Genomic DNA, 14,388 nt, shown 5'->3' with positions numbered 1-14,388 from the left:
GGGCCGTGCGGTACCTCAGGTTGGTCGGTGTACGCACGTGGTTTACAAGATGAACATGCGCGAATCCGCTGCGCTTGGCAACGGGTCCGTCCGACGCCCGCTCCGGCAGCGGGGTATGAAGGCCGGAGCGGGCGTCGGAGGGGTTTCGCGAGACCGCCGGACGGACGAGGCGCCCTGTGGAGGGGCCGGGTGCGCCGGGCGGCCGGGGCCCGGGTGTCGTACTGCGATCACCCGGGCGCTGACGGGCCGGAGCCGGACGGCTCCGGGACGCCGGGCCGGACTACTGGAGGCCGGCGGCCTTGCAGGCCTTGGCGAACTCGCCGGTGCAGATGTCGGAGACGGTGTACAGACCGTCCTTGATCACCGTGTCCTTGATGTTGGCCTTGGTGACCGACACCGGGGTCAGCAGCTGCGAGGGCACCTTGTCGCCGGAGCCGCTGGTCTGCGTGCTGGTGGCGAGCGAGGAGATGCTCTTGCCGTTCAGCAGGTCCACCGCGATGGTGGCGGCGGCCTCGGCCTCCGGCTTGAACGCCTTGTAGACGGTGGAGGACTGGGTGCCGGCGACGATGCGCTGGATACCGGCGAGCTCCGCGTCCTGACCGGTCAGCGGGATGCCGCTGATGCCGGCGCCCTTGAGGGTGGTGGCGATACCACCGGCCATGCCGTCGTTGGCGGAGTAGACACCCGCGATGTTCTTGGCGCCGAGCTGGGTGATGGCCGCCTTCATCTTCTGTGCGGCGGTGGTGTCCTTCCAGAGGCCGGACTGCTCGTAGGCGACGTCGACCTTGCTGTCCAGCGCCTTGTGGGCACCCTGCTTGAACTGCGCGGCGTTCGGGTCGGCGTCGTCACCGTTGATCATGACGACCTTGGACTTGGGGGTCGCCTTGGAGCCGAGGGCGTCGAGCAGGGCCTGGCCCTGCAGCTCGCCGACCTTGACGTTGTCGAAGGAGACGAAGGCCGAGACCGGGCCCTGGGCGAGGCGGTCGTACGCGACGACCTTGATGCCCTTGTCCACGGCGGCCTGCACGGAGGACTTGATGGCGGCAGCGTCCTGGGACGAGATCACGATGACCTTGACGCCCTTGGTGATCATGCTGCTGACCTGCTGGGCCTGCTTGGCCGAGTCACCGGCGGCGTTCGCGTACTCGACCTTGCAGTCGGCACACAGCGAGCTGACCTTCGCCTCGAAGTACGGCTTGTCGAACTTCTCGTAGCGCGCGGTCACGCTGTCGGGAAGCAGCAGGCCGATGGTCTTGCTACCACCGGAGGAGCTGCTGCTGGACGAGTCGCTGCTGCTCTTGCCGCCGGCCTTGCCACAGGCGGCGAGCGACAGAGCCATGGAAACCGCGGCGGTGCCGATCACGACTCTACGCATCGTTGCGTTCATTTGGGGGTGCCTCCCTGACAGGGCCGCAACGCTGCGGCCGAGGTGGCTGGAAGTCAACTCGGCCGTGACTGCGGCGTCAAGAAGTAAATACTAACGAGATGGCAACGGCGCCATTCGTTCTCTAAGTGAAGGCAGGTGTAACGACAGGCAACGTGCCGTCCAAAAGGGTCGAATCGCCCATCTCGCTGAGCGCGAGAGCGAGCGCGCCGAGCACCTCCGCACGGCCGCCAAGTGCCCCCGGAAGCACCGAGAGTTGACGCGCGGCGCTGGGGATCGCATAGCGCCCCACGGACTCCCTGATCGGCGCCAGGACCAGTTCTCCGGCCTCGGCGAGGTCGCCGCCGAGGACCACCCGGCTCGGATTCAGGAGGTTGCAGAGATTGGCCACACCGCTGCCGATGTGCCTGCCGACGTCGGCGATCACCCGACGGCAGCCGGGGTCACCGTCCCGGGCCAGCCGTACGACGCCTTCCATGGTCAGTTCGGTGCCGTGACTGGGCTGGAGCAGCGGCAGCACGTAGCGGGCCGCCGCGAAGGTCTCCAGGCAGCCTCGGTTGCCGCAGCGGCAGACCGGGCCGGATTCATCGAGGGTGATATGGCCGATTTCGCCCGCTGTGCCGCCTGGGCCCCGGTAGATCTTCCCGTTGATCACCAGACCGGCGCCGACACCGCTCGCGACCTTGATGTAGGCGAGATCACGGACGCCCTTGCCGCTGCCCCAGACCAGCTCGCCGAGGGCGCCGAGGTTGGCGTCGTTGTCGACGTGCACGGGGACGCCGAGGCGGAGCCTGAGCTCCTCGGCGGGTCTCGCGCCGATCCAGCCGGGCAGGATGGCGCTGGAGCCGAGGGTGCCGGACTCCACGTCGATCGGGCCGGGGACGCCGACGCCCACGCCGGCGATCTTCGAGCGGTCCACGCCGGTCGCCGCGATCAGGCGGTTGACCAGCTCTTCCGCCCTGTCGAAGCCCTGGCTGGACGACGAGTCCACGTCGAGGGGCTCGGACTCCTCGGCGAGCACCTGGTGGGCGAGGTTCCCGATCGCGACGCGCAGGTGGGTGTGGCCGAAGTCGACCCCTATGACGATGCCGGCGTCACCGCTGAGACTCACACTGCGGGCCCTGCGGCCGCCCGCCGATGTGGGCGTGACCTCGACGGTTCCGCCGTCCTTGAGCTCGCGCACGATGTTGGAGACCGTCGCCGCCGACAGGCCGGTCGTGCGCGCGATCTCCGCCTGCGTGAGCGATCCGGCCAGCCGTACGGCCCGTACGACACGTTCCAGGTTGGCTCGGTGCAGCGACGACTGCGACCCCGGAGTCTCCATCGACCCATCCACTCCCGCCATCGGAGGCGGCCACGGTGCCGCCAACGTGACCCAAGTCACATCACTGGAACCGGGTCACTTACAAGTTATGAACTCCAAGCTCTGCTGAACGGGTTACCGCCGTCAAGTCCTTGACAGAAATCGTTGGCGGCTCGGCGGTTTCCCGGCGGACATGCGTTGGACATGTCCAGGCCACTGATGAGCAGGTCGGAGAGGGTGTGGGAGGGGTGGATCACCAAATGGGCGGCGCCTACTTCAGAGCACCCGCGGTCAGGCCCGCCACCACCTGGCGCTGGAAGATGATGTACGCAGCCAGGACCGGGAGCATCGCCATCACCAGGCCGGCGAACAGGCCCGACCAGTCGCCCTTGTAACCCTGGCTGACCGCCAGCTGGACCAGACCCTGGGTGAGGACGTGCTTGTCGGGGTCCGTGTTGAGGACCGTCGGGAGCATGTACTGGTTCCACTGGCCCAGGAAGTTGAAGATCCCCACACTGATCAGGCCGGGCTTGGCCATCGGCAGCATGATCTGGAAGAACGTGCGGGTGTGGGAGGCGCCGTCGACGAAGGCGGCTTCGGCCACCGAGGTGGGCAGGGTGCGGAAGAACGCCGTGAGGAAGAAGACCGTGAACGGCAGCGAGTACGCGATGTAGACCAGGATCAGGCCGTGGATCGTGTTCAGCAGGCCCATGTTGTTCACGACGTAGAACAGCGGGACCAGCGCGAGCATGATCGGGAAGCTCATGCCGCCGACGAACAGGAAGTAGATGAAGCGGTTGCCCGGGAAGTCGAAGCGGGCCAGGACGTAGGCCGCCATCGAGCCGAGCACCAGGGTGCCGATGAGTGAACCGCCCACCACCAGGATGGTGTTCAGGAAGTAGTCGCTCATGTTGGCGTCGGTCCATGCCCGCGCCCAGTTGTCGAAGTGCAGCCTGTCCGGCAGCGCCCAGGGCGAACTGAAGATGGATCTGTCGTCCTTGAAGGAGGTCATCACCGCCCACAGCAGCGGCATGACCACCATGACCGCCCAGAGGACCAGGATGCCGTGGGAGAAGGCGTTGAGGATCCCGCCCTCGCGCCGCCGCCGGGGCGGCTTCGGCGCGGGCGCGGCCTCGGCCTTGGTGACGGTGGCGTCGGTCTCGGTCGTCGTCATCGCTTCAGTACTCCAGCCGCTCGCGACGGCCCAGCCGCATCACGACCGCCGCGAAGGCGAGCGTGACGACCAGCAGGGCGACGCCGATGGTGGTGGCGTAGGCGGCCTGACCGTCCCGGAACGCCTTCTGGTACACGTACAGGACCATCACGGTCGTCGAGTAGTCGGGGCCGCCCGGTCCGGTCGTCATGATCTGTACGACTGCGAACGACTCGGCGCCCAGCGCGAGGATGCCCATGTAGACCCAGCCGGACTGCACGGTGTCCCACAGCAGCGGCAGGGTGAGGCGGAAGAAGGTCGTCGCCCGGCCGGCGCCGTCGAGGAGGGCGGCCTCGTAGAGATCCGTGGGGATGGACGCCATGCCCGCTGAGAAGAGGACCACGAAGAAACCGACCGTGGACCAGACGAGTACGGCCATCACGCACCACAGTGCCAGGCTCGGGTCGCCGAGCCACAGCGGCTGGATACTGTCCAGACCAATTCCGCGCAGCAGTGAATTGATCGCGCCGCTGTCCGGGTTGTACGCGAAGGCGAACAGCAGCGAGACGATCGCGATCGACAGCACCTGCGGGAAGAAATAGACGATCTTGTAGAAGGAAGAGCCCCGGACACCGGAGACGACCGGGCCGCCCCTCCTTCTGCGACCACCGACATTGATCATGAAGGCGAAGAACAGCGCAAGGCTGATCGTCACCAGCGGCAGCACGACCGCGAACATCAAGCTGTGCTGCAAGGACTTCCAGAAGATCTCGTCGTGCAGCATCCTCCGGTAGTTGTCCAGGCCGACCATCTTGAATTCGGGGCTCAGGCCGGTCCAGTCCGTGAACGAGTAGTAGATGGACTGGATGAACGGCCACACCACGAAGAGCGCGTACAGTCCGAGGGGCAACGTCAGAAACCCCACGATGAACCGGTACTTGCCGTGCTGCATCGCCACTCCGGTGCGGTGAGGGTTTCCGGTTACTGGTGCTTGTAGTGTTTGATCGAGCTGTCCTTGGCGGCCTCGTCGGCGAAGCCCTGGATCTTCTTGATGGCCTCCGCCGGGGTCAGTCGGCCGGCCATCATCTCGCCGAGACCGGCCACGCCGATCTTCTCCTTCTGAAGCTGCACATACCAGTCCTGGAGCCGCGGGTTGACCACGTTCGACCCGGCCAGCTTCAGCGCGGCGACCCCGGAGGTGAGGCCCGGGGTGAGGGTGATGCCGTCGGTGCCGCCGTTGTAGGCGGTCAGCGACTTCACCTTGGACGTGAAGTTCTTGGAGGACGCCTCGCTGAGCATGATGCGCAACTGCTCCATGCCGCCCTCGGCGTTCTGCGCCTTGGCGGGGACGATGAACGGCTCACCGCCGGAGGCCCAGATGGTGCCGAACGGCATCTTGTCGTTCTTGTCGATGCCGGTGGGCGCGGAGACGGCGAGGTTGAAGTCGGAGGGGATGACGTTCGCCGACTCGTTCTCCACCCAGGAGCCGTTCGGGATGAACAGCGCCTTGCCCTGCGCCCAGGCGGTCTGCGACTGGATGTGGTCCAGACCGGGGGTGCCCTTGAGGATGTACCCCTTCTTGTAGAGCTCGTAGTAGGCCTCGAAACACGCCTTCACGGCCGGGTGCTTCCAGGCGTTCGGCTCCAGGTTGTCGATCGCGTTCAGGACTTCGACGCCGCCGACCTTGCCGATCATCGGGTACAGCGAGAAGGGGATGTAGTACGGGTACTTGCCCGCGTACGTCCAGCCGGCGATGCCCTTCTTCTTGGCCTTCTCGCAGACGGCGATCATCTGGTCCCAGGTCTGCGGGTACTCCGCGCCGAGCGAGTCCAGGGCCTTCTGCGAGTACCAGACGCCGTACACCGTGTAGGCGTAGTACATGATCCACACCGGGTTGCCGTCGAACTGGCCCATCTCGACGATGCCGGGGCGCAGCGTGTCGCGGACCTTCTTGTTCGGGTCGTCATATGACGGCGCGTCGAGGAGCGGGGTGAGATCGGCCAGCTGGTTCTTGCCGACCAGCACACCCATGTCCATCTGCTCGGCACCGGAGTTGTCGATGAGGTCCGGCGGGGTGCCCTGGTTGAAACGGGGCTGCAGGGTGGACTGGATCTTCTGGGTGGCGGAGAACTTGACCTTGGCCTTCGGGAAGTCCTTCTCGTAGATCTTCACCGCGTCCTCGGCGTACTCCTTGCCGAAGCCGCCGTCGAAGAGGACGAATTCCATCTGGGCGGTGTCGTTGACGCCGAGCGGGTTCTTGGTCGTCTTCTTGCCGGCCTTGTCCTTGGACTGGCCGCCTCCGCCGCTGCTGGCGCAGGCCGAGAGGAATCCGACGGTGGGGACCGAAATCAGGCCGAGTGCCGCTGACCGTTTGATCAGATCGCGGCGGCCGACGCCTTCGGAACCATGCTTGGCTGCGGATGTGGATCCCATGCTCAAGTCCTCGCCTTCTCCAGGACTCAGGCGGTGAACCGGATCCTCCCCGGCACCGCGGTCGGGTAGTGCTGGGTCGTGCAGGAAGTCACTCAGGAAACGCCGACAGGTATAGTCCACTTCACGCCAGCGGGGCAAGATCGAATGCAAGGTTGGCCAAGGGTCTTTTCCTAGTTGAGACCTGTCGGAAATCTGAGCGACCTGAGTACGCCTTGCCGGAAAAAGAGCCGACATAGACCCCTGAATGCCGCAGCCAACGCCCTTGACATCACGGACCACTTGACCACCTACTGGTTCCTGCGCCACGCATCTGACAACGTTGTCTCATGTGGCAGGGAGGGTACCCGTTGTGATGCAGCGGAGAACGCAGCGAAGAACAGGACACAGATCTGGTACGGCGGTCGTGATCACGGCCGCCGTAGTCATGACCCTGGGCTCCCAGGGAGCCGCGGTCGCCCTGCCGGCCAGGGCACCGGCCGCCGCGACGCAGTTCGCCTCCTCGTTCGAGTCTGGCGATCCGTCACCGGAGTGGACCGACACGGTCGACACGGACCCCAGCGGCGCCCCGCGCGCCTCCGGCGTCGACGGCGGCTACACCACCGGCATCCCCGGCAATGTCACCGACCATGTGACCGACATGCGGGCCAGCGGCGAGAACACCGGCGCGGGCGAGGTCAAGGAGAACCTCGTCGACGGCGAGGCGGGCACCAAGTGGCTCACCTTCGAGCCCACCGGCTGGGTGGAGTTCGACTTCGACAAGCCCGTCAAGCTGGTGACGTACGCCCTCACCTCGGCGAACGACTACGCCGAACGCGACCCCGCGGACTGGACCCTCCAGGGCTCGACGGACGGCAAGGACTGGAAGACGGTCGACACCCGCACGGGCGAGAGCTTCGCCGAACGGTTCCAGACCAGGTCGTACGACCTCTCCGCACCCGCCGAGTACCAGCACTTCCGGCTCGACGTCACGAAGAACAACGGCGCCCCGGACATCCTGCAGATCGCCGACGTCCAGTTCTCCACGGGCGGCAGCGGCGGTCCGGTGCCCCAGGACATGCTCTCGCTGGTCGACAAGGGCCCGAGCGGCTCGCCGACCGCGAAGGCACGGGCCGGTTTCACCGGGACCCGTGCGCTGCGCTACGCGGGCCGGCACACGGCGAGCGGACGGGCGTACTCGTTCAACAGGGTCTTCGACGTGAACGTGAAGGTCGGCCGCGACACACGATTGTCGTACCGGATCTTCCCCTCGATGGCCGACGGCGACCTCGACTACGACGCCACCAACGTCTCCGTGGACCTGGCCTTCACCGACGGCACGTATCTGAGCGGCCTCGGGGCCGTGGACCAGCACGGGTTCGCGCTGTCGCCGCGCGGGCAGGGCGCGTCGAAGGGGCTGTACGTCAACCAGTGGAACGATGTCTCGTCGGTGATCGGTTCGGTCGCGGCCGGCAAGACCGTCGACCGGATACTCGTGGGGTACGACTCGCCGGCGGGGCCGGCCAAGTTCCGGGGCTGGATCGACGACGTGGACATCAGGAGCGTCGCCCCCGAGAAGCCCAAGGCGCATCTGTCCGACTACGCGCTGACCACCCGCGGCACCAACTCCAGCGGCAGTTTCTCGCGTGGCAACAACTTCCCGGCGACGGCCCTGCCGCACGGCTTCAACTTCTGGACGCCGGTGACCAACGCGTCCTCGGAGAGCTGGCTGTACGAGTACGCACGCGCGAACAACGACGACAACCTGCCGACGATCCAGGCGTTCAGCGCGAGTCATGAGCCCAGCCCCTGGATGGGCGACCGGCAGACCTTCCAGCTGATGCCGTCCGTCGCCGCCGGCACCCCGGACACCGGCCGGGAGGCACGCGAGCTGGCCTTCCGGCACGAGAACGAGACCGCGCGGCCGTACTACTACGGCGTGCGCTTCGAGAACGGCCTCAAGGCCGAGATAACGCCGACCGATCACGCCGCAGCGCTGCGCTTCACCTACCCGGGCGACGACGCGAGCGTGATCTTCGACAACGTCACCGAGCAGGCGGGCCTGACCCTCGACGAGGAGCACGGGGTCGTCACCGGCTACTCCGACGTCAAGTCCGGCCTGTCGACCGGCGCCACCCGCCTCTTCGTCTACGGCGTCTTCGACAAGCCGGTGACGGGCGGCGACTCCAGCGGGGTCAAGGGCTATCTGCGCTTCGACACGGGCGCCGACCACACCGTCACCCTGCGCCTGGCCACCTCCCTGATCAGCTTGGACCAGGCGAAGGACAACCTGCGCCAGGAGATCCCGGACGGCACCGCCTTCGACAGCGTGAAGACGCATGCCCAGAAGGTCTGGGACCAACTGCTCGGCAAGGTCGAGGTGGAGGGCGCCACCGCGGACCAGCTGACCACCCTTTACTCCAGCATGTACCGGCTGTACCTGTACCCCAACTCCGGCTTCGAGAAGGTCGGTTCGAAGGACCAGTACGCCTCCCCCTTCTCGCCGATGACCAGTCAGGACACTCCGACGCACACCGGCGCGAAGATCGTGGACGGCAAGGTGTACGTCAACAACGGCTTCTGGGACACGTATCGCACGACGTGGCCGGCCTACTCACTCGTGACGCCCAGTCAGGCGGGCGAGATGGTCGAAGGGTTCGTTCAGCAGTACAAGGACGGCGGCTGGACCTCCCGCTGGTCCTCCCCCGGCTACGCCGACCTGATGACCGGCACCTCCTCGGATGTGGCGTTCGCGGACGCGTACGTCAAGGGCGTGAACTTCGACGCGAAAGCGGCCTACGAGGCGGCGTTGAAGAACGCGACGGTCGTCCCGCCCTCCTCCGGCGTGGGCCGCAAGGGCATGTCGACCTCCCCCTTCCTCGGCTACACCAGCGACGAGACCCGTGAGGGCCTGTCGTGGGCGATGGAGGGGTACGTCAACGACTACGGCATCGCCGAGATGGGCCTGGCCCTGTACAAGAAGACCGGCGAGAAGCGCTACAAGGAGGAGTCGGACTACTTCCTCAACCGCGCCCAGGACTATGTGAACCTCTTCGACTCCAAGGCCGGCTTCTTCCAGGGCAAGGACGCCCAGGGCAGGTGGCGGGTGGACTCGTCGTCGTACGACCCGCGGGTGTGGGGTTACGACTACACCGAGACCAACGGCTGGGGCTACGCCTTCACCGCCCCGCAGGACAGCCGGGGCCTCGCCAACCTGTACGGCGGCCGGGCAGGACTCGCGGACAAGCTGGACGAGTACTTCGCGACACCCGAGACGGCCTCCGCCGACTTCGTCGGCTCGTACGGCGGGGTCATCCACGAGATGACCGAGGCCAGGGACGTCCGGATGGGCATGTACGGCCACTCCAACCAGGTCGCCCACCACGTCATCTACATGTACGACGCGGCCGGCGAACCCTGGAAGGCCCAGGCCTACGTCCGCGAGGCGCTCTCCCGGCTCTACTTGGGCAGCGAGATCGGCCAGGGCTACCACGGCGACGAGGACAACGGCGAGCAGTCGGCCTGGTACCTCTTCTCGGCTCTCGGCTTCTACCCGCTGGCGATGGGCAGCGGCGACTACTCGATCGGCTCCCCCCTGTTCAAGAAGGCGACGGTTCACCTGGAGAACGGCCACGACCTTGTGATCCGGGCGCAGCGGAACAGCGCGACGAACGTCTACGTGCAGGGCGTGCGGGTCAACGGCCGTATCTGGACGTCGACTTCGCTCCCCCACTCGCTCATCTCCAAGGGCGGGATCATCGACTTCGCGATGGGCCCGAAGCCGTCGACCTGGGGCACGGGCAAGAACGCCGGCCCGGTCTCGATCGCCGAGGACGACAAGGTCCCCACCCCGCGCGCGGACGTCCTGAAGGGTGACGGCTCCCTGTTCGACAACACGTCGGCGACGGAGCAGGCGGTGACCTCGGCGGACCTGCCGGTGAGCAGTTCGGTCAAGGGGATCCAGTACACGCTCACCTCACCGGCGGACCACACGAAGGCCCCGACGGGCTGGACCCTCCAGGCCTCGACCGACGGCACCGACTGGCGGACGGTGGACCGGCGTTCGGGCGAGACCTTCACCTGGGACCTGCAGACCCGCGCGTTCACGGTCCGTACGCCCGGGACGTACGCGCACTACCGGCTCGTCCTGGACGGCGAATCGACGCTGTCGGAGGTGGAGTTGCTGGCCTGAGGCACGGCACGGAGAAGGGGGCGGGCCCGTTCGGGTCCGCCCCCCTTTCTTCACCCGGTGGCGAGGGTGAACACGTGCAGGTCGGTGTTCTCAGGGAGCCGGACGCTCTTGATGCTCTTGCCCGCCGGCGCATTGAACGGCTTGGTCGCGAAGACGTAGGTCGCCACGGGGTCCTTGTCCGCCCCCGCGACATTGCGGTACGCGGTCTTCGCCACGGTCTCGTTGCCGTACTGGACGGTGCCGCCTCCGCCGCCGACGGTCCAGTCGGTGAAGGAGAGATCGACCGTGCCGGTGGTGCCGTCGGTGTAGGTGACCGTCGCCGGCGCGGACTGGTTGCCGTTGGTGGCGCTGCCGAGGAAGGACAACCTGCCTGCCGGGGTGGCGAGTTCGATGGTCTGGGCCGCCCCTGTCGCGTTGTCGCGGCGGCCGGCGGGGGCACTCGGCCAGGTGTAGGTCAGGCCGTCGACCGTGCCCGGGGCTCCCGCGGTGAGTCCGGCTGCGGCGAGGGCCTGCCGGGAGTAGCTCCAGCCGCCGCCGTCGAAGTCGGCCTCGTCGTGGTCACCGACGTCGTCCGAGACACCGGTGTTGTCGTAGGCGGCGAGGAGGGTGCCCGGTGCGGCGACGGTCAGGGCGACCGGCTGGGAGTAGGAGGTGCCGGTGGAGGTCACCGTGACCTGCACGTCGTAATAGCCCTGCGGGGTATCGGAGGTGGTGGAGAGGGTTATCTGCTGGGAGCCGTCGGTCACCGTGCCCTCGGCCGGGGTGGCCTTGACGCCGTCCGGGGTCTCCACCCGGAAGCGGACCTCCGGGCCGGTGCCGCCCGTGAGGGACAGGGCGCGGATGGCGACCTGGGCGCTGTCACCGGGGGCGAGCGTCGCGGTGGTCGGTCCGACGCCGATCTGGTACGGCTGCTCGCCCTGGCGGAAGGACGGCGGCACGGAGGAGGTTCCCCAGGTGCGGTTCGGGGTGGCGGAGAGGGTGTAGTCGAGACGGCCGCCGTCACGGACGAAGGAACTGTCGAGCCAAGGTCGGTCACTGGCACGGCCGTTGACCTTCAGGGACTGGACGTAGGGGGCGTCCGCGGCCGCTCCCCGGGCGCGGATCGAGATGTCGTTGGCGCCCGGGCGGTCGATCTCCACGCGCTCGAACAGGGGTGAGGCGAGGACGAGTTCGGCGCGGGACGGGACCTGGGGGTACATACCGAGCGCCGAGAAGACGTACCAGGACGACATCGCGCCGAGGTCGTCGTTGCCCGGGATACCGCCCGGACCGGTGGACCAGAGCGTGGTCATGGCCGCGCGGACGGTCTGCTGCGCCTTGTACGGGGCGCCCGCGTAGTCGTACAGGTAGGGCACGTTGACCGAGGGCTCGTTGTCCAGTTCGGACTTGTCACCCCCGCTGCCGGTGAAGGCCCAGCTGCCGTCGTTGTTGTGGAAGAAGGCGTCGAGGCGGGCGAGGGCCTGGTCCGTGCCGCCCATCGCGGCGAACAGCCCGGCCGGGTTGTGCTGGACCATCCAGGTGTACTGGGCGGCCGTGCCCTCCACGAACCCGTTGCCGGTGGCGGGGGTGAAGCCGGTGACCCAGCTGCCGTCGGCCTTGCGGTTGGCGATGTAACCGCCGGTGGGATCGGCGGCGATGTTGAAGTTGTTCTGCCACCACTGGGAACGGTCGGCGAAGGCGGCCGCGGTGCTCTTCTCCCCTGCCGCCGAGGCGAGTTGGGAGAGGGCGAAGTCGGCCGTGGACATCTCCAGCGTCTCGGCCGCGCCACCCCAGGCGTTCGACACGGAGGGCATGTAGTGCTTGTCCAGGTACTTGTCCAGGGAGGGGCGTTGGCCTACCGACAGCACAGGCTTGCCCGCCGGCGACAGGTCCTGTGCGGTCGGTACCGTGGCCGCCTTCACCAGGGAGTCCAGGGCGCCCTTCAGGTCGAAGTCGGTGCCGCCGAAGGCGCGGATGCCGGCGAGGGCGGTGGGCGAGGGGTCGCCGTTCATGACGTGGGTGCCGCTCGCGCCGTGCAGCCAGCGGTCCCAGACCCCGCCGTTCTGCCGGGCGAGTTCGTAGAGCGACTGGGCGATGTCCGAGCCGGTCCCGGGATCCAGCAGGGTGAGCAGCTGGACCTGGTCGCGGCAGACGTCCCAGCCGGAGAAGGTGCCGTACTGTGCCCGGTGGCCGCGTCCGACGCGGTGCACCTGGTCGTCGCTGCCCCGGTAGCGGCCGTCGGTGTCGCTGATCACGTTCGGGTGGAAGAGCGAGTGGTAGAGGGCCGTGTAGAAGGTGGTGCGGTCGGTGTCCGTGCCGCCGCCGACGCGGAGGGCACCGAGGCGGTCGCGCCAGGCGCGGTGGGCCGCCTCGCGGACGGCGTCGAAGGAGCGGCCGGGTGGGTTCTCCGCCCTGAGGTTTGCCTCGGCGGCGGCCTGACTGACGTACGAGATACCGACCTTGGCGTTCACCGGGCCGGTGCCGGGCGCGAACCCGACGTATCCGCCCGTCCCCTTGCCCGCGACCGGACGCCCGCCGTTCGCGAAGCCGCCGGTGCCGCCGGAGGCGGTTGTCGACCCCGGGGTGAGCCTGTCGTCCTGCCAGGTGCCGGTGGCAGTGAAGGCGCGGTCGAAGTGGGCCGTGAAGTACAGGGTGTAGTAGGCGCGTTGGGCCTCCGCATCGAGGTAGCCGCAGAAGTCGCCGGAGGTGACCGAGCCGGAGATGGTGCGGGTGGCCGGGTCGATGGTGACCGTCGAATCGGCCGAGCCCACTTCTGAGTTGGCGGTACGGACGAGCAACGAGGCCGGTTTTCCGTCCGGGTAGGTGAACCGGGCCGAGCCGGTTCGGGTGGTCGCAGTGAGGTCGGCGGTGACGCCGGAGGCGAGACCGACCTTGTAGTGGCCGGGTTCGGCGGTCTCGTCGCTGTGACTGAAGTCCGAGGCGTAGACGGCGTCCCTGGTGTCGCTCGCGGGGGACGAGGTGACCTCACCGGCGTACGGGAAGAACGGGATGTCGCCGCTGCCGCCCGCGCAGCCGGTGCCGGACATATGGGTGAGGCTGAAGCCGCGGATGCGGGTGGCGTCGTACTGGTAGCCGCCGGGCGCGGCGGTTCTGGTCGCGTCGCCTCTGGTGTTCTCCGGGCTCCAGGAGAGCATGCCGAACGGCACGACGGCGCCCGGGAAGGTGTTGCCGCCGTTCTTGGTGCCGATCAGCGGATCCACGTACGCCGTGGGGTCCTTGACCAGTTGGGGGACCAGTTCGGGTGGCCCGCTCGCGGTCGCCGCGAGGGCGGGGGTGGCACCGCCGGTCGCGAGCACCGCGGCCAGCAGCAGGGACATGGGACGGAAACGCATGACGCGGCCCCTCCTCCTCAGGACGGGTCGCGCACCACAGGTCGCACAAGCCGCAGGGACAGTAACGTGCGCCACCCGTAGCACGGAAGACCGCGTACATCTCGGCAGGAAGGGTCTCAGTTCACCCGGTCGGGTTACCCGAAGCGGGTTGACATCGTTGTCCGTTGAGGCGGTAGAGTCATGTACAGACCATGAGACAACGTTGTCGTGCGTCACGGCATCGACACAAGCCGAACAGCAGAGTGCGCAAGAGGCAGTTCGAGCCACTTCCCCCCGGGCAGGCCCCCACCCCCTCGCCTGCCCGGCTCGCGGACCCGGTGTGCACCTACACCGGGTCCGCCCAGAGCGGACCAGCGACGTCAACCGACCCGGCAGGGCGGTTGCGGTGTCCCCGCCCTCGCCCCGGACCACATGGCCGCAGGTCGTGCTCCGGGTGGCCGTGCAGGTGCCGGGCGGGGGTTCGGTGGGGTCGCCGGGGTCGTGGATGGCGGTGACCTCGCCGTTGCCACGGGCAGGGCAGCACCGCGTCCCGGTCGAGGCGGGTCTGCGGGTAGCGCGTCTCCACCCAGTCGACCAGCCGGCAGGCCACGTCGTGCACCGCCCGCAGATGGCCGC

The 14,388-nt window shown here is 67.8% G+C and carries 7 protein-coding genes; 1 reads left to right on the top strand and 6 read right to left on the bottom strand.

Features of this window, described 5'->3' with window-relative positions; translation table 11 throughout:
• Positions 1–280: 280 nt before the first annotated feature.
• The 5 genes from ACZ7OO_RS34110 to ngcE all read right to left on the bottom strand — a co-directional run bounded on the left by ACZ7OO_RS34110 (position 281) and on the right by ngcE (position 6,273).
• Entirely contained in the window at positions 281–1,387 is a 1,107-nt protein-coding gene (locus tag ACZ7OO_RS34110; RefSeq protein ID WP_471510842.1) for a sugar ABC transporter substrate-binding protein, read from the bottom strand.
• 121 nt (positions 1,388–1,508) lie between these two features.
• Positions 1,509–2,708, bottom strand: a complete 1,200-nt coding sequence (locus ACZ7OO_RS34105) for an ROK family transcriptional regulator (protein ID WP_471510840.1) — start codon at positions 2,706–2,708, stop codon at positions 1,509–1,511.
• Positions 2,709–2,958: 250 nt separating this feature from the next.
• Positions 2,959–3,861 carry a carbohydrate ABC transporter permease gene (locus ACZ7OO_RS34100; protein ID WP_471510838.1) on the bottom strand — a complete coding sequence of 301 codons (903 nt, stop codon included), beginning with the start codon at positions 3,859–3,861 and terminating at the stop codon, positions 2,959–2,961.
• Between the two features lie 4 nt (positions 3,862–3,865).
• Entirely contained in the window at positions 3,866–4,792 is a 927-nt protein-coding gene (locus ACZ7OO_RS34095; protein ID WP_471510836.1) for a carbohydrate ABC transporter permease, read from the bottom strand.
• A 29-nt stretch (positions 4,793–4,821) separates the two neighbouring features.
• Positions 4,822–6,273 (bottom strand): N-acetylglucosamine/diacetylchitobiose ABC transporter substrate-binding protein, encoded by a 1,452-nt coding sequence (ngcE, locus tag ACZ7OO_RS34090; protein WP_471510834.1) that lies wholly within the window; start codon positions 6,271–6,273, stop codon positions 4,822–4,824.
• Positions 6,274–6,697: 424 nt separating this feature from the next.
• On the opposite strand from ngcE, the gene ACZ7OO_RS34085 reads away from it, so the two are divergent.
• On the top strand, positions 6,698–10,441 hold the full coding sequence (locus ACZ7OO_RS34085; RefSeq protein ID WP_471511018.1) for a GH92 family glycosyl hydrolase: 3,744 nt from the start codon (positions 6,698–6,700) through the stop codon (positions 10,439–10,441).
• Positions 10,442–10,491: 50 nt separating this feature from the next.
• Here the strand turns inward: ACZ7OO_RS34085 and ACZ7OO_RS34080 are convergent, their stop codons facing one another.
• On the bottom strand, positions 10,492–13,773 hold the full coding sequence (locus ACZ7OO_RS34080) for a GH92 family glycosyl hydrolase (protein ID WP_471510832.1): 3,282 nt from the start codon (positions 13,771–13,773) through the stop codon (positions 10,492–10,494).
• Between the last annotated feature and the right edge of the window lie 615 nt (positions 13,774–14,388).

It is taken from the genome of Streptomyces sp. NPDC111744, from assembly GCF_055634995.1.
The sequence above is the reverse complement of the archived record's forward strand: the minus strand, read 5'-3'. Positions and strand labels throughout refer to the sequence as shown.